We start from the raw sequence: 23,435 nt of genomic DNA, 5'->3' as shown, positions 1-23,435 counted from the left end.
ATGAACAAGAATTATATTATACCAAACGAGTGGTCTATTATTGAAGACGGATTTGATGCTGAAAATGTAGAAGCTTCTGAAAGTCTGTTTAGTATAGGTAATGGATCTATGGGCCAACGCGCCAATTTTGAAGAAGATTATTCAGGGAAAACATTCCAAGGAAGTTATATTGGAGGAATTTATTACCCAGACAAAACTAGAGTGGGATGGTGGAAAAATGGCTATCCTGAATATTTTGCAAAAGTATTAAATGCTCCAAATTGGATTGGAATTCAGGTTCAAATCAACGGTGCTAACTTTGATTTAAATACGTGCGAAATTTCAAATTTTAAACGTGAATTAAACATGAAAGAAGGCTGGTTAAGTCGCTCTTTTCAAGCTGTATTGCCTTCAGGTGAGCAAATTGAATTGTTTACAAAACGTTTTATAAGTGTAAAATACAACGAAGTTGGAGCCATAGAATATGCCGTAAAAGCATTAAACTTTTCAGGTGAAATTACTTTTACACCGTATTTAGATGCTGGAATTGAAAATGAAGATTCAAATTACGATGAGTATTTTTGGGAAACTTTAGAAATTTCAGAAAGTTTAAACAAAGCTTGTATTTTATCTAAAACTTTAAAAACAGAATTTCACGTAGCAACAGCTATGGAAGTTTCATTTGCATTAAATAATAAAGCTGTTGAATTAACTCAAGAAAATAAGGTTGAAGAAAAAGCGATTTATTATTCGTACAAATTAGCTGTTTCTGAAGGAGATACTGCTACAATTTATAAGTACGGAAGTTATGTAAGTTCTTTAAATTATGCTAACGACGAATTAGTAAAAGCAGCTTATGAAAATGTAACCAATGCAAAAGACCTAGGTTATCAACAATTATTGGAAGCGCAAATAAAGTCTTGGGATGAAATTTGGCACACTGCTGATATTATTATTGAAGGAGATGTAAAAGCGCAACAAGGAATTCGATTTAATATTTTTCAATTAAATCAAACCTATATGGGTACTGATGCTCGTTTAAACATTGGTCCAAAAGGGTTTACAGGTGAAAAATATGGAGGAAGTACCTATTGGGATACTGAAGCCTATTGTATTCCATTTTATATGGCTACTAAAGATGCAAATGTTGCCAAAAACTTATTATTGTATCGTTACAACCAATTAGATAAGGCTATTGAAAATGCTGAGAAATTAGGATTTAAAAATGGGGCTGCATTGTATCCAATGGTTACTATGAATGGTGAAGAATGTCATAATGAATGGGAAATTACTTTTGAAGAAATTCATAGAAATGGAGCTATGGTTTATGGTATTTACAACTATGTAAATTACACACAAGACTTTGAATACGTTCCAAAAAACGGATTGGAAGTAATGATTGCTATTGCTCGTTTTTGGCATCAAAGAGCTAATTTTTCAGCAGCTAAAAATCAATATGTAATTTTAGGTGTTACGGGGCCAAATGAGTACGAAAACAACATAAACAATAACTTTTACACAAACTATTTAGCAAAATGGTGTATTGAATATGCTGTAGAATGTTTAAATAGAGTGAAAAAAGAATATGCTAACGATTTTGAGCGTGTTATTGCAAAAACAAATTTAACTGCTGAAGAAACCGCTAAATGGTTAGAAGTTTCAAATAATATGTATTTCCCTTTTGATGAAGGTAAAAATGTGTATTTACAACAAGACGGATTTTTAGATAAAGAAATAATCCCTGTAGATGAATTGCCAAAATCAGAAAGACCAATCAACCAAAAATGGTCTTGGGATCGTATTTTACGTTCGTGCTATATAAAACAAGCCGATGTTTTACAAGGAATGTTTTTCTTTGAAAACAAATTCAGTAAAGATGAACTTGAACGTCATTTCGACTTTTATGAGCCTTTAACTGTTCATGAATCTTCATTATCTCCTTGTGTACACTCAATTTTAGCAGCGTCTATTGATAGAATGCCAAAAGCGTACGAACAATATGTAAGAACATCTCGTTTAGATTTAGATGATTATAACCACGAAGTTCACGAAGGTTGTCATATTACAAGTATGGCCGGAACTTGGATGTCTATTGTTCAAGGTTTTGGAGGAATGCGTGTTTGGGAAGATGGTATTTTAACCTTCAATCCACAAATTCCTGCAGAATGGAAATCTTATTCTTTTACTATTAATTTTAGAGGAAATATTATAAAGGTTTACAAAAGTCAAACTGAGTGTAAATTCTTTAATGAATCAGAAAATGAAGTTCACCTATTTATTAAAGGTGAAAAAATTTCAATTCCAGCACAACAATTAGTTACAGTTTAATTAAACACAGTATTATGCATAAATTCAATTATTTAATTATTTTATTTTTTATGGGATTACAAATTAATGCTCAAAAAATAGAACGTGTTGAGCCTCCAAATTGGTGGGCCGGAATGAAACACAGTCAATTAGAATTATTAATTTATGGCAAAGATATTGCTGAATTAACACCTTCAATTGAAGGTGTTAATTGTAGCTTAGTGAATAGTGTTAAAACAGAAAATGAGAATTATTTGTTTTTAACGGTTGATGTTTCTAAAGCACAGGTTGGAACGTTTTTAATTCATTTTTCAAAAAAAGGAAAAGTAAAAACAACGTATGAATATGAACTAAAACAACGCAAAACTAATTCTGAAAATAGAGAAGGATTTAATAGTTCTGATGTGATTTATTTAATAACGCCAGATCGTTTTGCAAATGCAAATAAATCGAACGATGTTGTTAAAGGAATGAAAGAGCAAGGCATCAATCGTAAAGATGATTATGCTAGACACGGAGGCGATATTGAAGGAATTACAGAACATTTAGATTATATTGATGAAATGGGGTTTACCGCAATTTGGTCTACACCTGTTTTAACAAACGATATGAATAACAGTTCGTATCACGGATATGCAATCACCGATTTATATCAGCCTGATCCAAGATTTGGAACTATGGAAGAGTATATTGAGTTGGCTGCAAAATCTAAAGAAAAAGGGCTGAAATTTGTGATGGATCAAGTTGTAAATCATATTGGTTTAGAACATTGGTGGATGAAAGATTTACCAGCTAAAGATTGGGTGAATTTTCAAAAAGAATTTGAAGCAGGAGAGTTAATTGTTACTAACCACAGAAGAACTACCAATCAAGAGAGTTATGCTTCAAAAGCTGATGCAAATTTAATGAACGATGGTTGGTTTGTTGATACAATGCCCGATTTAAACCAAAAAAATCCTCAAATGGCTATGTACTTAATTCAAAATAGTATTTGGTGGATTGAAACATTAGATTTAGGTGGAATTCGTCAAGATACCTATCCATATCCTGATAAGGAATTTATGAGTAAATGGGCGGGAGCTATTATGAATGAATATCCAAAATTTAGTATTGTAGGTGAGGAGTGGAGCTTAAATCCGTTATTAGTTGGGTACTGGCAAACAGGCGCAAATAATAAAGATGGATATGAATCTAATTTAAAATCTCCAATGGATTTTCCAATGCAAAGAGCCATTGTTGATGCTTTGAATGAAGATGAAGAATGGGATAAAGGATTCGTAAAAATGTACGAAGGTTTGGCAAATGATTTTCATTATACAAACCCAAGTGACCTTATGATTTTTCCAGACAACCATGATATGAGTCGTATTTTTACGCAACTAAATGAAAATATTGAAAATACAAAAATGGCTTTAGGCTATATGTTGGCTTTACCAAGAATTTCTCAAATTTATTACGGTACTGAAATTTTATTGAATGACACTGCAAAACCAGGAGATCACGGTTTAATTAGAACCGATTTTCCGGGAGGATGGAAAGGCGATAAAGTAAATGCATTTACAGGTAAAGGGTTGTCTAAAGATCAAAAATCAATGCAATCTTATATGAAGAAAGTATTGAATTACCGTAAAAATAGTGAAGCAATTCATAACGGAAAAACAGTTCATTTCGCACCTAAAGACGGTGTTTACGTATTGTTTAGAATTCAAGGTAATGAAATTGTAACGGTAATTTTAAATAAAAATCAAAAAGCAATCGAATTAGATTTAGAACGATTTAACGAGATTGGTTTAAAAGGCAAAAAAGTAAAAAACATCATTTCTGAGAAAGATTTTACTTGGAAAGAAACGTTAAAAATTGAAGCCAAAGGAATTACGCTGTTAACCACAAAACTTTAGAAAATGAAAATTTTCAAACGTTTAATTTTTGTTCTTTGTTTAGGTTTTGCCTTTTTTTCTTGTAAAGAAAAAATTGCAAAACCTTATTCAAACGTAAATTTTGTTGAATATCCTGTTAATTTAGCCTCGGGAACTATTCAAAGAGTTGATAGTTTTCCTTCAAAATATGTAAGACCTAGAACCGTTGATGTTTGGCTTCCTAATAATTATTCAGCAAAACAAAAATACGCCGTTTTGTATATGCACGACGGGCAAATGCTTTTTGACAGTACTTCAACTTGGAATAAACAAGAATGGAAAGTTGATGAAATTGTGAGTGATTTACTTCAAAAAGAAAAAATTAAAAATACCATTGTAGTAGCAATTTGGAATCATTCAGACATTCGGCATACAGATTATTATCCTCAAAAACCATTTGATTTATTACCTCAAAAGTTTAAGGATTCCATTTTTGAAACAGCAACAAAACAATTTGGAACCGATTTTAAAGGTTTACAATCTGATAATTATTTAAAGTTTATTGTTGAAGAAGTAAAGCCAGTGATAGATGCTAATTTTTCTGTAGCTACCAATGCTGAAAATACAGTTATTGCAGGTTCAAGTATGGGTGGGTTAATTTCTATGTATGCTATGTGTGAGTATCCTAATGTATTTGGCGCTGCAGCTTGTTTGTCAACACACTGGATTGGATTTATGCCACAAGAAAATAGTCCAGTTCCAGCATCTTTTTTTAGCTATTTAGAACAAAATTTACCTTCAGCAACCAATCATAAAATATATTTTGATTATGGTACCGAAACACTAGATCAATATTATTTACCATTTCAACACAGGGTTGATGAGGTGTTAAAAATGAAAGGATATACCAATATAAATTCAAAAAACTTAAAATTTGAAGGGCACAATCATTCCGAGAATTCTTGGAATCAGCGACTTCAATTACCTATAGAGTTTTTATTAAGAAAATAATCATTTTGTCATTCTAAACGAAAGTGAAGAATCTTAGAGTACAAGTAAAAACTAAAATAAGAAACATATGAAGTTTATAAAATTTAACTTAATCACTTTTTTACTTATTGGATTTGTAGTAAATGCTCAAAATTCAACACGTAAATTTGAGAGTGTAACCAATCATAAAACCTATGTTGAAGTAAAAACCAACGATGGACTTTATAGATTTCAACCTTATGGAAATGAAATTATTGAAACATCATTTATTCCAAATGGAGAAGCGTTTAATGAAAGTTCTCATGCAGTAGTTTTAAAGCCAACAGTTGTTGAAATGCAATTGATAAAAAGTGTAAACGAAACTGAAATAAAGATGCTAGATATTTCAGTTAAAATTAAGCACGCACCTTTTCAAGTGTCTTATTATTACGAAGGTAGACTATTGACTTCAGAAAAAAATGGGTATTCAAAAAATAAGGAATATGAAGTGTTAGATTTTAATTTAACTTCTGAAGAAATTTTATATGGAGGTGGAGCAAGAGTTTTAGGAATGAATAGAAGAGGGTATCGTTTAGAATTATACAATAAAGCACATTACGGCTACGAAACACATTCGGAGTTAATGAATTTTACGATGCCATTGGTGTATTCATCAAAAATGTATGCAATTCATTTTGACAATGCTCCAATTGGTTATTTAGATTTAGATAGTTCAAAAACAAATACGCTTGCTTATGAAACTATTTCAGGGCGAAAAACATATCAAATTATTGTTGGTGATGATTGGAAAGAGTTAGTTGAAAATTATGTGAGTTTAACAGGGTTTCAACCACTAATTCCTCGTTGGGCTTTGGGTAATTTCTCAAGCCGTTTTGGCTATCATTCACAAGAAGAAACTATAGAAACTATTGATGCTTTTATAGAAGAAGAAATTCCTGTTGATGCCATAATTTTAGATTTGTATTGGTTTGGAAAAACAGTACAAGGTACTATGGGGAACTTTGAGTTTGACAAAGATTCATTCCCAAATCCTGAAAAAATGATGAAGGAATTGAAAGATAAAGGCGTAAAAACTATTTTAATTACTGAACCTTTTGTGTTAACAACTTCTAGCAAATGGAACGATGCTGTTGAGAAAAATATTTTAGGACTTACAAAAGAAGGAAAACCATATACGTATGATTTTTACTTTGGAAATACAGGTATTATAGATATTTTTAAACCTGAAGGAGCAGATTGGTTTTGGAATGTTTACAAAAAACACATTGATCTTGGTGTTGGTGGCTGGTGGGGCGATTTAGGCGAGCCAGAAGTACACCCTTCAGATTTATTACACGCTACAGGAACTGCTGATGAGGTTCATAATATTTATGGGCATAATTGGGCTAAATTAGTGTACCAAGGTTATCAAAAATACGTTCCTGAACAACGACCATTTATTTTAATGCGCGCAGGGTATTCAGGATCACAACATTATGGAATGATTCCTTGGACGGGTGATGTAAATAGAACTTGGGGAGGTTTACAACCACAAGTTGAAATAGCATTGCAAATGGGAATGCAAGGAATGGGGTATATGCATTCAGATTTAGGAGGTTTTGCAGGACCAAATTTAGATGATGAGTTGTACACACGTTGGTTACAGTACGGAGTTTTTCAACCAATTTATCGTCCGCATGCGCAAGAAGATGTGCCTTCCGAACCTGTGTTTAGAGAGTCAAAAACAAAAGCATTGGCAAAAAAATCTATTGAATTACGTTACAGTTTGCTACCTTATAACTATACCATTTCTTTTGAAAATAATCAATTTGGAACACCTTTAATGCGTCCGTTGTTTTTTGAAGAGCCAACAAATTCGGTGGCATTAAATTCAAAAACGACTTATTTATGGGGAAATGAAATTTTGGTGAGCCCTGTGGTAGAACCAGGATTAAAACAACAAGAAGTTTATTTTCCTTCAAATTCAAATTGGTATAATTTTTATAACGATGAAAAAGTTGAAGGTGGACAAACAGTTACTATAGATTTAGTTGAAGAAAGTATTCCAACGTATGTGCGTGGTGGTGCTTTTATTCCAAGAATTCAGCCAATTCAAAACACAGCAGCTTACAGTTTAAAATCGTTCGATGTTCATTTTTATTTTGATGAAACAGTTTCAGAAAGTGAATACGAATTGTACAATGATGATGGTGAAACACCTAATGCTTTTGAAAAAGGATTGTATGAAATTATTGAATTTGACAGTGAATTTAAAAAGAACAGTTTAACTATTGAAATTGAACAAGAGTTAGGTGATAATTATGATTTTTCTTCCAAAGAAATTCAATTGATAATTCACAATATTTCAAAAAATCCAAAGAAAATTAAAGGATATAATTATACCTGGAACGAAGCTGAAAAAACAGTGGTTATTACAGTTTCATTAAATGATTTAAAAGAGAAAAATATTAAAATAAAATTATAAGCATATGAGAATTTTCACAAGTATTCTTTTACTAACAATTGTTTTTAGTAGTTGCGCACCAAAAAAACAAGAAAATGTTGAACTAAAACCTGCAGCGCCTTTTGTTTGGGAAGGTGCAAATATTTATTTTTTATTGACAGATCGTTTTAACAACGGTAATACTGCAAACGATTTAAATTATAATAGAACCAATGAAACTGGTGTTTTAAGAGGTTTTGAAGGTGGTGACATTGCCGGAATTACGCAAAAAATCGAAGAAAACTATTTTACAGATTTAGGTATCAATGCCATTTGGTTTACGCCAGTTGTAGAGCAAGTGCACGAATCGGTTGATGAAGGAACCGGTGTTACCTATGCATATCATGGGTATTGGGCAAAAGATTGGACAGCTTTAGATCCTAATTTTGGAACTAAAGAAGATTTGAAAAAAATGGTTGAGGCTGCACATGCAAAAGGAATTAGAGTTGTAATGGATGGTGTAATAAATCATACAGGTCCAGTAACTGCACAAGATCCTGTTTGGCCAAGCAATTGGGTGCGTACAAGCCCGCTTTGTAAATATCAAGACTATGATTCTACAGTAAATTGTACTTTGGTTGAAAACCTTCCAGATGTGTTAACAGCAAGTACCGAAAATGTTGAACTTCCAACTCATTTAGTTGAAAAGTGGAAAGCTGAAGGACGTTACGAACAAGAAGTAAAAGAACTTGATGAATTTTTTGCAAGAACAGGTTATCCTAGAGCGCCAAAATTTTATATTATTAAATGGCTAACCGATTATATTAGAGAGTTTGGAGTTGATGGTTATAGAGCTGATACGGTTAAACATACAGACGAATTAGTTTGGCAAGAATTTAAAACAGAATGTGATGTAGCCTTTGCAGAATGGAAAGCTAATAATCCAGAATTAGTATTAGACGACACTAATTTTTACACCGTTGCTGAGGTTTATAACTATGGTATTTCAGGTGGAAGATATTTTGATTTTGGAGATAAAAAAGTAGATTATTTTGATAAAGCTTTTCAAAGTTCAATCAATTTTGAATTCAAATGGAATGTAGCTCAAACTGATACTTATGAAGCATTGTTTTCAAGATATTCATCTATATTAAATAATGAATTAAAAGGATACGGAGTGTTGAATTATTTAACGTCTCATGATGATGGACAGCCTTTTGATAAAGACAGAACAAAAACTTTTGAAGCAGCTACAAAATTATTGTTAAGTCCGGGTGCATCACAAGTTTATTATGGCGATGAATCTGCTAGAAATTTAATTGTTGAAGGAGCTGTTGGAGATGCTACTTTACGAACTTTTATGAATTGGGATGCTATTGCAAATAATTCAGAAACAAAAATGTTATTAACGCATTATCAAAAATTAGGGCAGTTTAGAGTGAATCATCCATCAGTTGGAGCAGGTGTTCATAAAATGATTACTGAATCACCGTATGTTTTTCAAAGAACCTTTTCAAAAGGAGATTATAGTGATGCTGTAATTGTAGCTTTAGATTTAAAAGAAATTAAAAAAGAAATTTCAGTTGGAACTATTTTTAAAGATAATGAGGTGGTGTATGATGCTTATTCAGATAGCGAATTGATTGTGAAGAATGGAAAAGTTGTATTTAGCTCTCCATATCCTATTGTTTTATTAGAAAAAAAGTAGAAATATGAAATTTCTTAAATTAAGTATCTTGCTAATTAGTATTTTCTTTTTTTCTTGTAATGAAGAGAAAATATCTACCATTTCTTCACCAGATAACAACCTTAAAGTTATATTTAAACTGGGAGAAAAGGGAACGCCAAATTATGAAGTTTCTTTTAAAAATGAAGCAATTATAAAGTCTTCAACTTTAGGGTTTGAATTAAAAGACCAGCCAGCTTTGGCTAATGATTTTAAAATTGTAAATGTCGCAATTTCTAATTTTGAAGAAACTTGGGAAATGCCTTGGGGAGAGCAAAAAGAAGTTGAGAATAAATACAACCAACTAAAAGTTGAACTACAAGAAACTTCAGCATTAAAAAGAAAAATAAACGTAGTTTTTAAAGTTTATAATGACGGTTTAGGTTTTAGGTACGAATTTCCACAGCAAAAAAATCTTTCAGAAGTTTTAATTGCTGAAGAAAATACTCAGTTTAATTTAACAGGGAATCATAAAGTTTGGTGGGCACCAGGTGATTGGGATATTTATGAGCATTTGTACAATACATCTAATTTTAACGAAATTGATGCGTTGTCAAAAGCCAATCATCCTAATTTAGGAGAACACACCTATATTCCTGAAAATGCTGTAAATACACCAGTTACTATGAAAACTGAAAATGGTTTGTATTTAAGTTTTCACGAAGCTAGTTTGGTAGATTATTCAGGAATGACTTTAAAAGTTGATACTGAAAATTTAGCTATGACTAGTAATTTAGTAGGCTCTAGAAATACAGCTTATAAAGTAAAAAGAACAGTACCGTTTAACACACCTTGGAGAACAATGCAAATTGCTGAAAAAGCAGGTGATTTAATTGAATCTAAGCTGATTGTTAATTTAAATGAGCCTAACAAATTAGGAGATGTTTCGTGGTTTAAGCCTGCAAAGTACACTGGTATTTGGTGGGAAATGCATTTAAATAAATCTTCTTGGGATTATGGAATGACCTTGGTTGATGGAAAATGGGTTGACACAGGTAATGCACACGGAAAACATGGCGCAACTACTGAAAATGCAAAAGCTTATATCGATTTTTCAGCAAAAAACAACATTGGAGCTGTTTTAATTGAAGGTTGGAACACTGGTTGGGAAAATTGGATAGGCTTTGATGATAGAGAAGGTGTATTTGATTTTGTAACCCCTTATCCAGATTACGATTTGGAAGAAGTTGCACGTTACGCCAAGGAAATAGGAGTAGAGATTATCATGCATCATGAAACTTCTGCAGCTACTGAAACTTATGAAAAACAACAAGATACTGCTTATGCTTTAATGCAAAGTTTGGGAATTCATGCAGTAAAAACAGGTTATGTTGGTAAAATACTTCCAAAGGGAGAATACCATCATGGGCAACATATGGTAAACCATTATAACAATGCCGTTATAAAAGCGGCGAATTATAAAGTGGCTATTAATGCGCATGAACCAATTAAAGCAACAGGTTTACGCAGAACGTATCCTAATACCATTTCAAGAGAAGGTTTACGCGGACAAGAATTTAACGCTTGGGCTAGTGATGGTGGCAATCCGCCAGAGCATTTACCTCTTGTAGCTTTTACTAGAATGTTAGCTGGGCCAGTTGATTATACACCAGGAATATTCGATATAAAATTTGACAAATGGAAAAAAGAGAATCAGGTAAATACAACCATTGCACAGCAATTGGCGTTGTATGTAGTAATTTACAGTCCTGTTCAAATGGCTGCAGATTTAATTGAAAATTATGAAGGCAATCCGGCATTGCAATTTATTAAAGATGTGGGTGTTGATTGGCAGCAAACAAAAGTATTAAATGGTGAGGTTGGAGATTTTTTAACCATTGCTAGAAAAGAACGAACTTCTGAAAATTGGTTTGTTGGTGGAATTACTGATGAAAATGCAAGAACTATTGAAATAGAATTTAGCTTTTTAGATAAAGATGCTACGTATGAAGCAATTATTTATGAAGATGGAGAAAATGCTCATTGGGATAAAAATCCAACAAGTTTAAATATCAGAAAAGTAGAAATTAAAAATACCTCAAAAGAAATAATGCAATTGGCCCAAGGTGGTGGTTTTGCAATTAGTTTAATTAAAAAATAATGATAATGAAAAAAACACTCATAGTTAGTTTTGTAAGTCTATTTGTTATTTTTGTAGCTTGCAATCAAGAAAAAAAAGTAACAAAAGAAACTATGGAGGCTAAAAAAAATCATAAAGAAGTTGTTTATCAGGTGTTTACTCGGTTATTTGGAAATACCAATACAACCAATAAACCTTGGGGAACTATTGAAGAAAATGGCGTTGGAAAGTTCAACGATTTTACAGACAAGGCACTTCAAGAAATAAAAGACTTAGGAGTTACTTATATATGGTACACGGGTGTGCCGCACCATGATGTAATTAGAGATTACACAGCTTACGGAATTTCAAATGATGATCCTGATGTTGTAAAGGGTCGTGCAGGTTCACCATATGCTGTAAAAGATTATTACAATGTAAATCCAGATTTGGCGGTTGATCCTTCAAAAAGATTGGAAGAGTTTGAGGCTTTAATTGAAAGAACACATAATGCTGGAATGAAAGTGATTATTGATATTGTTCCAAATCACGTTGCTAGAAATTATGAAGGAAAAACAAATCCTGAAGGTGTGGAGGATTTTGGTGCTAGTGACGACAAAACAAAGCAATACGATGTAAATAATAATTTTTATTACAATCCAGGAGAGTCTTTTGAAGTTCCTGAATGGAGAGATGGTTATTTGCCACTAGGAGGTGAAAAGCACCCGTTAGCAGATGGTAAGTTTGATGAAAATCCTGCAAAATGGACAGGTAATGGATCACGTTTATCAAAGCCAGATGTAAATGATTGGTACGAAACCGTAAAAATTAATTATGGAATTAGTCCTGACGGAAGAAAGGATTTTGATGAATTACCTGAAGGGTTTGATAACGAAGACTACAAAGCACACTTTGAATTTTGGAAAGACAAAACGGTACCTAGTTCTTGGGTGAAATTTAGAGATATCGCTTTGTATTGGACAGCAAAAGGTGTTGATGGTTTTAGATATGATATGGCTGAAATGGTGCCTGTTGAATTTTGGAGTTATATGAATTCATCTATAAAAATGGTAAATCCAGAAGCTTTTTTATTGGCAGAAGTTTACAATCCAGATATGTACAGAGCCTATATTCATAAAGGAAAAATGGATTATTTATATGATAAGGTAGCTTTGTATGATACGATTAAAAATATTATGCAAGGTCACGGATGGACAGACCATATCACGGGAATTCAAGATTATAAAGCTGATATTGAGCATAATATGTTGCATTTTTTAGAAAATCATGATGAGCAACGTATTGCAAGTCCAGATTTTGCAGGTTCAGCTGAAAAAGGAAAACCAGCAATGGTAGTTTCTGCAACAATTAGTACTTCACCAACAATGATTTATTTTGGGCAAGAAGTAGGAGAGCCAGGAGCCGAAAATGCAGGGTTTGGATCGCCAACAAGAACTTCAATATTTGATTATATAGGTGTGCCAAATCACCAACGTTGGTTAAATGATAAAAAATTCGATGGAGGTCAATCAACTGCAAATGAAAAAGAATTGAGAGATTTCTACAAGCGTTTGTTAAACTTTACTATTAATAGTGAAGCGTTGATGGGAAATTATGCTGAGATTCATCATTACAATAGAGCAAATGTAGAAAATTATACACGTAAAATATTTTCGTTTGTTCGTTGGTCTGAAAATGAAAAACTAATTATTATTTCAAATTTTGATGATTTAGTAAATTACGATTTAGATTTACTAATTCCTTCAGAAGTTATAAATAAATGGGAGCTTGTTGATGGTAACTACACTGTTACCGATCAATTATATGGAGAAATTTCAATACCGCTAGTTATAAAAGACGGAGTTGGGACACTTAATATTGAATTAGACACATTAACATCATTTATTTTTAAGTTAGAGAAATAATAATTTATGCTCACTTTAATTATTATGAAAGCTCCCCGTTTTGGGGAGCTTTTTCGTTAATAAAACATTAAATAAACGCTATATTTTTGAAGTAAATTAAATGGATTTTAATAAACAGTTTAATTTGTGTAAATTTGTTTTTCAAAATTTAAAAAAATAGTTTAAGTGCCTGAAAAAAAGGGATTTTAATAAGACCTTTACACCGAAATCGTTTTAGTGAATAAAGGATTAAATTGTAGGAAAAAGAGGGATTAAAAAGTAATTTTGAACAATAATTTTAAAGAATGAATGAACCAATAAAAAAGATCGCATTATTAACCTCAGGAGGAGATGCTCCGGGGATGAATGCAGCTATACGAGCCGTAGTTAGAGCTTGTACTTATTATAGAATTGAGTGTGTAGGTGTTTATCGTGGATATGAAGGGTTAATTGAAGGTGATTTTGAGGTGTTATCAGGTCGTCACGTAAGCAATATCATTAACAAGGGTGGAACTATTTTAAAATCTGCTCGTTCTATGGAATTTAAAACTGTAGAAGGTAGAGCTAAAGCTTACGAAAATTTAATAGAAGCAGGTGTTGGAGCCTTAGTTGTTATTGGTGGAGACGGAACTTTTACAGGAGGTTTAAAATTTATACAAGAATTTAACTTTCCAGTTGTAGGAATTCCAGGGACAATTGATAACGATATTTATGGAACAGACTTCACTATTGGTTACGATACAGCGTTAAATACAGTTGTTGAAGTAATTGATAAAATTCGTGATACCGCAGGTTCTCATAACCGATTATTTTTTATTGAAGTAATGGGGCGAGATGCAGGTTTTATTGCATTAAATACGGGTATTGGATCTGGGGCAGAAGAAATCTTAATTCCTGAAAAGGACATAGGATTAGATAAATTAGAAGAATCTTTAGCCAAAGGAAGAGATAAAGGAAAAACATCAAGTATTGTTGTTGTTACTGAAGGTGAGAAAATTGGTAAAAGTGTTTTTGAACTTGGAGATTATATCAAAGAGAAGTACCCTGCATACGATATTAGAGTATCAGTTTTAGGACATATGCAAAGAGGAGGTTCTCCAAGTTGTTTTGATAGAGTGTTGGCTAGTAGACTAGGTGTAGCAGCAGTAGAATGTTTGTTAGATAGAGTTTCAGGAGTTATGGTTGGAGTTATTAATAACGAAGTTATTTTAACAGGTTTAAACAAAGCAATCAAACTTAACAACGAAATAGATAAAGAATTACTAAGAGTGGCTGAAATAACTTCAGTATAAAATAAAAGAATAACAAAAATTAAGAATAAAAAAATGGGAACAATTAAAATTGGAATTAACGGATTTGGTAGAATTGGTAGAATAGCTTTTAGAGTAGCTGTAGCAAGACCAAATGTTGAAGTTGTAGGAATTAATGATTTATTAGATGTAGAACACTTAGCTTACTTATTAAAGTACGATTCAGTTCACGGTCAATTTGACGGAACTATTGATGTAAAAGATGGTAACTTGGTAGTTAACGGAAAAGCAATTAGAATTTCTGCTGAACGTAATCCAGAAGATTTAAAATGGGATGCTGTAGGAGCTGATGTTGTTTTAGATTGTACAGGTATCTTTACAAATTTAGAAGGAGCTCAAAAACACATTACTGCTGGAGCTAAGAAAGTTGCAATTTCTGCACCATCTGCTGATGCACCAATGTTTGTTATGGGAGTAAACCATAAAGAAATTACAGCTGCTGATACTATTGTATCTAACGCTTCTTGTACTACAAACTGTTTAGCACCTATCGCTAAAGTATTAAATGATAAATTTGGTATTGTTGAAGGATTAATGACTACAGTTCACGCTGCAACTGCAACTCAATTTACAGTTGATGGACCATCTAGAAAAGATTTCCGTTTAGGTCGTGCTTCTTTAAATAACATTGTACCTGCATCTACAGGGGCTGCAAAAGCAGTAGGAAAAGTAATTCCAGAATTAAACGGGAAATTAACAGGTATGGCATTTAGAGTACCAACTGTTGATGTATCTGTAGTAGATTTAACTTGTCGTTTAGAAAAAGGTGCTTCTTTTGCTGAAGTAAAAGCAGCTATCAAAGATGCTTCTGAAAACGAAATGGCTGGTGTATTAGGTTATACTGAAGAAGGTGTTGTTTCTCAAGATTTCGTATCTGAGCCAAGAACTTCTGTATTTGATGCAAATGCTTCTATGGCATTAAATGATAACTTCGTGAAAATCGTATCTTGGTACGATAATGAGTTTGGTTACTCAACTAAATTAGTTGATTTAGCAACTTACATCAACGACGTTAAATAATAAATAAAGCAGTAAAGAATGATTCTAATAGCTGATGGTGGCTCAACAAAAGCCGATTGGATTTTACTTGATAAATCAGGTGCTCAGGTTCTTAAAACTAGAACAGGAGGTTTAAATCCAGCAGTTTTTGATGAGGAATTAATGAAGAAACGTCTTCAGGAAAACCTTGATTTGGTAGATTATAAAGATAAAGTTACAAACGTATATTTTTATGGAGCCGGTTGTGGTACTGAAAAACCTACATTAGTATTAAAATCAATATTTGAATCATTTTTTACCAATGCTGTTGTTGAAGTAAAAGAAGATACTTATGCAGCTGCATATGCAGTAACAACGCAACCAGGAATTGTTTGTATTTTAGGTACAGGTTCAAATAGTTGTTATTTTGATGGTGAACAAGTTGATGTAAGAATACCTTCACTTGGTTACATTCTAATGGATGAAGCTAGTGGTAACTACTTTGGTAAGAAGTTGTTAAGGGATTATTATTATCAAAAAATGCCAAAAAAGGTAGCAAAACTTTTTGAAGAACAATTCAATGTTGATGCTGATACTATAAAAAGAAATATTTATAAAGAAGATAATCCAAATACCTATTTAGCGCATTTCGCAGAATTTTTATTGAGAAATGAACGCAATGCATATTTTAATAAAGTATTGCATAAAGGAATGAAGGATTTCTTTAAAAATAGAATTATACCATACAAGGAGTCTGAAAATATTCCAGTACATTTTGTTGGTTCAATAGCGTATTTTGCACAAGACATTATAAAAGATGTTGCAAGATTTTATATGATTGAACTAGGAAATATTGTTAGAAGACCAATTGATGGTTTAATTGAATATCACAGAGAATTATTAAAATTAGAAGAGGTCTAAAGTTCTTTCTAAAGCCATTCCTCGTGAACCTTTAATTAGAACCGTTCTATTTATATTCGACTTAAAATTAACGGAACTCTTAAAATTTTCAAAATTTTCAAAAATGAAAGCATTTTTTACACTTGTTGTAGAGAATGCTTTTCCTATTAAATACACTTCATTAAAATTAAAAGAAGTTGCCAATTCAGCTATTTTTTGATGTTCTGTTTTACTGCTTACCCCCAATTCAAACATATCTCCGAGAATTACAATTTTATGTTCATCTTTTAGCTGACTAAAATTTTCAAGGGCAGCTTGCATACTGCTTGGGTTTGCGTTGTAAGCATCTAAAACAATTTTGTTATTCTTGTTTTGTATTATTTGTGAACGGTTATTTTTTGGTACATAATTTTCTATAGCTGTTTTTATAGTAGCTACCGGAATGTTGAAATATGCGCCAATAGCAATAGCTACTGAAATATTTTTGTAATTGTATTTTCCTATTAATTGACTTTCTATAATTGTGTTTTCAAATTCAACACTTACAAGTGGATTTGCACTAATAAATTTGATAGTTTTATTATTGAAGTAAATCTGTTCAATTCCTTCTGCTTGTTTTAATTGTGTTTCATCATCTTCATTAATAAATGCTTTTCCTTTTGTTTTTCTCAGGAAGTCATACAATTCCGATTTTCCTTTAATAACCCCTTCAAAACTTCCAAAACCTTCTAAATGTGCTTTTCCAAAATTAGTGATATAGCCAAAATTAGGTTCAGCGATGCTACATAACAATTCAATTTCTTTTTGATGGTTTGCGCCCATTTCAACAATGCAAATTTCAGTTTCTTTGGTCATTGCTAATAATGTTAATGGTACTCCAATATGGTTGTTGAAGTTTCCAACTGTTGCTGAAGTTTTATATGTGGTTGAAAGAACAGCATTAATCAATTCTTTAGTAGTGGTTTTTCCATTACTTCCAGTGAGTGCAATAATAGGAGTTTTCAGTTGTTTTCTGTGATAATTAGCTAACTTTTGTAGCGTGCCTAAAACATTTTCTACTAATATAGTATTGCTACCTTCAAGGTATTCTTCTTCATCAATAATAGCAAAAGCAGCGCCTTTTGTTAAGGCCTCTTTAGCAAACTTATTTCCATTAAAATTATCGCCTTTTAGAGCAAAGAATAAACTATTTTTTCTAATTTTTCGAGTATCCGTATCAATTAATAAGCGCTCAGAATATAGTTGGTGTAATTTTTCAATTTTCATAAAACAAAGATAAAAAAAAACCTCACTGAATTCTCAGTGAGGTTTTAACTATTTAAAAATTTTATTAATATCTTATTTTTGTTGTAGTAGGTTTTCTACGTTTATAAGTCATAGAACCTAACCTATCAGTTGCACAACGGAAACCAATAAAGTTTGTAGCCATATACTGAGGTAAATAACGACGATGAGCAGGATCAAGCCAATAAGCACGATCTTTCCAAGAACCACCTTTATAAACACGAGTTTCGTTACTAATTAAAGTAGTTCTAACTTCTTCATCATATTGTTGTTTAATTAAACCACTTTCACCGATTTCTCTTGGTTTTACAGGTGAATTATACATTCTAGGTTTTGTGTCTAGTTCATCTTCATCTTTTGCATAAGATTTAGTAGAAGCTAAGTCACCATCTCTAGCATCAACATTGTACGCTTTTTCGTAATTATTACGCATATAAGCATCACGCTTTGTAACAGGAATGTATTTAACACTACCAGGTATTGTTTTAGGAATTAATTTACCATTATCAAGCGTGTCATATTCAACAGAAGCATCATCAACAATAACTACTTTACCTTCAGCATCAATATATTTTTTAGTGAATATATTTCCTCTAAAATAATTAAAATCATTGGCATCATTATCTATAATTGGTCGGTAAACATCAGCCACCCATTCAGCAACATTACCAGACATATCATACAATCCAAAAGCATTTGGGTTGTATGATTTTACTTGAATTGTAATATCGGCACCATCATTACTCCAACCAGGAACACCACTATAATCACCTTTACCTTGTTTGAAGTTTGCTAACTGGTCACCTTGATATTTATTGTTTTTGTTACGTGTATATTTACCATCCCAAGCATATTTTTTTCTACCTCTAATATCATTATATTCTCGGTTTTCAACGATTGCTTTAGCGGCATACTCCCATTCAACTTCAGTTGGAAGTCTAAATTTAGGAGCTAAAACACCATCGGCAATTTTAACCTGTTTTAACTCTCCACTTCTATCATAATTGTAAATTGTAGAGTCTCCTTGAAATAATAAATCAGGATTTGTTAAATAAGTATCAGTGTTAAAGTTGTTTCTCCCTTTAATATTTAAAGAATCCATTTCATAAATAGAATTTAACACACCGTTGTCCATTAAAATTTTCTCGTTAACACGATCGCTTCTCCATTTACAATATTGAGTTGCTTGCAACCAACTTACTCCAACAACAGGATAATCTGCATATGAAGGGTGCCTTAAATAATTTTCGGTAAGTAATTCGTTAAACCCTAAAACATCTCTCCAAACTAACGTGTCAGGAACTGCAGATTGGTAAATGTTTTTATAGCTTGGATCGTTAGGAGGGAATACTTTTTCCATCCATTCTAAATAAAATAGGTATTCAGAATTGGTAACTTCTGCTTCATCAAGGTAAAATGATCGTACTTGTTGCTTTACAGGAGTTGTATTCCAATCAAACATTACATCATCTTGAACTTGTCCCATAGTAAACGCACCACCCTCAATTAAAACCATTCCTGGAGGCGCTTCTTGACCTTTATATTCAGAATCAGCTGTAAAACCAGCGTTTTCTTTATCTTTTGAACTCCAACCTGTTAGTGATTTGTTGTTACGTGGATTTCTGTTGTGACAACTAACAACTACAAGCGATATAAATGTTAATAAAAAAAGTCTACTAACATTAGAAAAATTTCTCATATTCATTTTAAACTTAATAGGGTTTTTCATGTTCTGCAATTTACATTAAATAAATTTTTTCGCAAGAAATAAATTTAATAAAATAAATAATTATGTGTAATTAATGTAACGATTGTATTTGTACTTTATTATATGTAATGTTGTATTATGTAAAAATAACATTAAAATTTAAGCGTTATTAGTTGGATGAGACAGTTGAGTAAAATATTTTTTTTCGTATTATTTATTGCATTAAACGCTTTATATTCACAAGAAAAGGAGTTTAAGAATATTCAATTGAATTGGTTGAAAAGTGTTGATTTTGAGGTGAGTACGTCGAGCGTCTTTAAGGTGGATTTGGTTGAAGGCAATACTTTAGACGCTCATCTAAACCCAACCTTTTCTGAAGCATGGAAAATTTCGAATACGGCTACTTTAGTTAATTTTTCCTATAAGAATGTAGTTTATGAAACTGTTTCAGCAAACGAAATTTCCAAGTTTAACGCTGAAAAAATCCCTACAGAACTTCAAATTTCTTTTAATTTTTCAAAACTAAGAGCTGATAAATGGGCAATTTTAGAGTTTTCACCTTTAATTAAAGAGGGAAATTCAATAAAAAGGATTACATCTCTAGACTTAGAATACGAAATAATACAAACTCAAAGTAAGCAAACCACAAAAACTACAATTAAAAATTCTGTGTTGGCATCTGGCGAATGGTATAAATTTTCAATAGATACTACAGGTGTTTTTAAATTGGACCGAGGTTTTATAGAAAGTTTGGGTTTAGATTTAAATGGTGTAAATCCAAAGAATATTCAAATTTATGGTAATGGAGGAGCAATGTTGCCTTTCAATAATAGCGATTTTAGGCAAGATGGCTTGCAGCAGAATGCTATTTTAATTTCAGGAGAAGATGATGGTAGTTTTAATAAGGATGACTATATTTTGTTTTATGGTCAAGGTCCGCATCAATGGGAAAATTCATCAAATAATTTAGCTAGCTTAGAGCATCAATTTAATATTTTTTCTGAAGAGGCTTTTTATTTTATTACTGTTGGAAATTCTGAAGGGTTAAGAGTAAGGACGAGTGATGAAATTTTAGAAACGGCTGCTTCACAAATCACCGATTTTGAAGATTATATTTTTTACGAAAAAGATGAAGTTAATTTGTTTGCCGTTGGCCAGCAATGGTTTGGCGATAGCTTTTCTATTGAAAATACACGGAAATACTCAATCCCATTTAATGATCTAGAAAATTCTAAAGATTTAATTGTTAGAGTTAGAGGAGTGGTTGAATCATCAATCTCTTCTACAATGGACGTTAAGGTAAACAACCAGAATTTGTTTTCAATTAATTATGGTGCAAGTAGTGGTTTAACACATGCCTATGCAAATAGGGGAAGTGGAATTACTCAGTTATCTGGAAATTCTGTAAATGTTGAGGTTACATTTAATAATAACGGAAACCCATCAGCAAATGCATATTTAGATTATATTGAAGTTTTAGGAACTAAAAAGTTAATAGCTAGCGGAAACCAATTTTCATTTAGAAATTTTGAAGTAATGAATACCAATGAGGTTTTTGAATTTTCAATAGAAAATGCTTCAAATATTGCATCGGTTTGGAATGTCTCAAATTCTTTAAATCCAACTATTATAGAAAATGAATCCGATAATTCAAATTTTAATTTTAAAGTAAAAGGAGGGGGAACTCATGAGTTTTTAGTTTTAAATGAAGGTGATTATTATAAACCAAGCAGGCTTACAAATTCTCGAGTTGAAAATCAGAATTTACACAGTTTATCTAATTTAGATTATATAATTATTACGCAAGATTATTTAATAAATAGTGCGCAAAAATTAGCAAATTATCATAATGAAAATTCAAATTTAAAGGTACAAGTAATTCCTTTAAACCAAATATATAACGAGTTTTCGTCTGGTTCACCCGATTTGACAGCGATTAGAGATTTTGCAAAGCATTTATATGACAACGCTTCAACAAATAAGTTAAAATACATGTGTTTATTTGGAGATGCCTCTTATGATTATAAGGATAGAATTGGAGGTAATAACAATATAGTTCCAGTTTTTGAAGCTTACAAAAGCTTTAATTTGGCATCATCTTATGTTACCGACGATTATTACGGCATGATGGATGATAATGAGGGTGATTTAGGGTCTTTTGATCGTCAAGATATTGTGACCGGTAGAATTCCTGTAACAAGTGCTCTTGAAGCGGATCAGGTAGTTGATAAGATATTGAATTATTATAGTGAAGATTCCTTTGGAAATTGGCGTTCAAAAATTACATTGGTTGCCGATGACATTGATGAAAGAGGAGAAGAAACCATACAGGTAAATATGGAGAAATTAGCAGATACAATTCTAGCTAATAAACCCTTATTTAATTTAAAAAAAATATATGCAGATGCCTATGTTCAAGAAACATCCTCTGGCGGACAACGCTATCCTGCAGTTAATATTGATATTGTAAATCAGGTTGAAAAAGGTACTTTATTAGTTGATTATTTTGGGCACGGAGGTGAAGATGGGTGGGCTAAAGAAAGAATTTTTGAAGTGCCTGAAATACAAAGTTTTAAAAACAAGATAAAATTACCACTTTTTGTAACGGTAACTTGTGAATTTACACGATTTGATAATCCATTAAGAAAAACCGCAGGTGAATATTTATTATGGAATCCTAATGGAGGTTCAGGAGCATTAATTTCAACTACTCGAGCAATTTTTATAAGTGTTGGTCAAGCGTTTAATGAGCGGTTAATTAAACCCTTATTAAACTTCAATAACGAAAACTATACAATTGCTGAAACATTAATGAATGTTAAAAATCAGTTTTCAACAAGTCAGCGATTTTTTATTTTTTTATTTGGAGACCCTGCAATGGTATTGCATGTTCCGAAACCAGCTGTTAAAATAACAAAAATGAATGGTATTGATGTTAATCAATCATTAGATACTATAAAAGCATTGTCTTATGTGGAATTTGAAGGTGAAGTAACCAATGAAGCAGGAAATTTATTGTCTGATTTTAATGGTGAATTTGAAGTGACCGTTTTTGATAAACCAATTCAGAAAAAAACATTAGATAATGATAATTTTAACTTTATAATGGAATTTGACGTGTTGGAAAGTAAAATATTCACAGGAAGGTCTACTGTTGAGAACGGAAAATTCACATTTGATTTTATAGCGCCTAAAGATATTAAAATAGCCTACGGAAAAGGAAAGCTTAGTTTTTATGCTTCCAATAAAATAGAAGATAAAGCAGGTTATAGTTTTGATGTTGAAGTTGGAGGTATAAATACCAACGCTCCTGAAGATGTAATTGGGCCAACTGTACAATTATACATGAACGATTTAAATTTTGTTGATGGGGCTAATACCAACGAATCACCAGTTTTTATCGCGGTACTTGAAGATGAAAGCGGAATTAACACATCAATTACAGCTGTAGATCACGATATTATAGCAATATTAGACAACGATCAATCGAATCCAATAATTTTAAATGATTATTATGAAACAGATCTAAACGACTTTAAAAAAGGGCAGGTTTCCTACCCTTTTAGAAATCTTTCTCCAGGTTTACACACAATTACATTAAAAGTTTGGGATACTTACAATAATATGTCTGAATCAACGTTTTCTTTTTTTGTAGTTGATGATAGTGATTTAGTTTTAACAAATGTGCTTAACTATCCAAACCCATTTATTAGTCATACAGAGTTTTGGTTCAATCATAATAAACCAAACCAATTATTAAATGTACAGGTTCAAATTTTTACCATTTCAGGGAAGTTGGTAAAAACCATAAATCAAACAGTACAATCTGAAGGTAATCTGTCAAGAAGTATTACTTGGAATGGATTGGATGATTTTGGATCAAGAATAGGAAAAGGTGTTTACGTGTATAAATTAAACGTAACAGCAGTTAACACAAATATTAAAGCAGAAAAGATAGAAAAATTAGTAATACTTCAATAATAATAAGATATTTGTTGAGCTAAATAATTTG

Annotated in this window: 13 protein-coding genes; 11 read left to right on the top strand and 2 right to left on the bottom strand. The window is 31.9% G+C overall.

Features of this window, described 5'->3' with window-relative positions:
• The 10 genes from CHB67_RS09185 to CHB67_RS09140 all read left to right on the top strand — a co-directional run bounded on the left by CHB67_RS09185 (position 1) and on the right by CHB67_RS09140 (position 16,452).
• Entirely contained in the window at positions 1-2,307 is a 2,307-nt protein-coding gene (locus tag CHB67_RS09185) for a glycoside hydrolase family 65 protein (protein ID WP_089381460.1), read from the top strand.
• Between the two features lie 14 nt (positions 2,308-2,321).
• Positions 2,322-4,184 (top strand): glycoside hydrolase family 13 protein, encoded by a 1,863-nt coding sequence (locus CHB67_RS09180; protein WP_089381459.1) that lies wholly within the window; start codon positions 2,322-2,324, stop codon positions 4,182-4,184.
• Positions 4,185-4,187: 3 nt separating this feature from the next.
• Positions 4,188-5,153, top strand: a complete 966-nt coding sequence (locus CHB67_RS09175) for an alpha/beta hydrolase (RefSeq protein ID WP_089381458.1) — start codon at positions 4,188-4,190, stop codon at positions 5,151-5,153.
• Positions 5,154-5,220: 67 nt separating this feature from the next.
• Entirely contained in the window at positions 5,221-7,596 is a 2,376-nt protein-coding gene (locus CHB67_RS09170; protein ID WP_089381457.1) for a glycoside hydrolase family 31 protein, read from the top strand.
• A 4-nt stretch (positions 7,597-7,600) separates the two neighbouring features.
• Positions 7,601-9,262, top strand: coding sequence for an alpha-amylase family glycosyl hydrolase (locus CHB67_RS09165; RefSeq protein ID WP_089381456.1), 1,662 nt, complete (start codon positions 7,601-7,603; stop codon positions 9,260-9,262).
• 4 nt (positions 9,263-9,266) lie between these two features.
• Positions 9,267-11,381: a glycoside hydrolase family 97 protein gene (locus CHB67_RS09160; RefSeq protein WP_089381455.1), complete on the top strand. Its 2,115-nt coding sequence runs from the start codon at positions 9,267-9,269 to the stop codon at positions 11,379-11,381.
• Positions 11,382-11,386: 5 nt separating this feature from the next.
• A complete protein-coding gene (locus tag CHB67_RS09155) occupies positions 11,387-13,264 on the top strand; it encodes an alpha-amylase family protein (RefSeq protein ID WP_089381510.1) in 1,878 nt (625 codons plus the stop codon).
• 284 nt (positions 13,265-13,548) lie between these two features.
• Positions 13,549-14,535: a 6-phosphofructokinase gene (pfkA, locus tag CHB67_RS09150; protein ID WP_089381454.1), complete on the top strand. Its 987-nt coding sequence runs from the start codon at positions 13,549-13,551 to the stop codon at positions 14,533-14,535.
• A gap of 33 nt (positions 14,536-14,568) precedes the next feature.
• Positions 14,569-15,573 carry a type I glyceraldehyde-3-phosphate dehydrogenase gene (gene gap, locus CHB67_RS09145; RefSeq protein ID WP_089381453.1) on the top strand — a complete coding sequence of 335 codons (1,005 nt, stop codon included), beginning with the start codon at positions 14,569-14,571 and terminating at the stop codon, positions 15,571-15,573.
• A gap of 18 nt (positions 15,574-15,591) precedes the next feature.
• Entirely contained in the window at positions 15,592-16,452 is an 861-nt protein-coding gene (locus CHB67_RS09140) for an N-acetylglucosamine kinase (RefSeq protein ID WP_089381452.1), read from the top strand.
• Here the strand turns inward: CHB67_RS09140 and CHB67_RS09135 are convergent.
• Both CHB67_RS09135 and gldJ read right to left on the bottom strand, forming a co-directional pair.
• The gene (locus CHB67_RS09135; RefSeq protein WP_089381451.1) at positions 16,438-17,697 is read right to left on the bottom strand and encodes a UDP-N-acetylmuramoyl-tripeptide--D-alanyl-D-alanine ligase; all 1,260 of its coding nucleotides are present in this window, start codon (positions 17,695-17,697) and stop codon (positions 16,438-16,440) included. The genes CHB67_RS09140 and CHB67_RS09135 overlap by 15 nt on opposite strands.
• Before the next feature lie 64 nt (positions 17,698-17,761).
• Complete coding sequence (gene gldJ, locus CHB67_RS09130) at positions 17,762-19,444, bottom strand: gliding motility lipoprotein GldJ (protein WP_245813490.1); 1,683 nt, start codon at positions 19,442-19,444, stop codon at positions 17,762-17,764.
• A 165-nt stretch (positions 19,445-19,609) separates the two neighbouring features.
• Between gldJ and porU the strand changes: the two genes are divergently transcribed.
• Positions 19,610-23,404 carry a type IX secretion system sortase PorU gene (porU, locus tag CHB67_RS09125; RefSeq protein ID WP_245813488.1) on the top strand — a complete coding sequence of 1,265 codons (3,795 nt, stop codon included), beginning with the start codon at positions 19,610-19,612 and terminating at the stop codon, positions 23,402-23,404.
• Positions 23,405-23,435 lie beyond the last annotated feature (31 nt).

Origin of the sequence: Lutibacter agarilyticus (genome assembly GCF_900188235.1) — a bacterium.
Lineage (GTDB): Bacteria > Bacteroidota > Bacteroidia > Flavobacteriales > Flavobacteriaceae > Lutibacter > Lutibacter agarilyticus.
The sequence above is the reverse complement of the archived record's forward strand: the minus strand, read 5'-3'. Positions and strand labels throughout refer to the sequence as shown.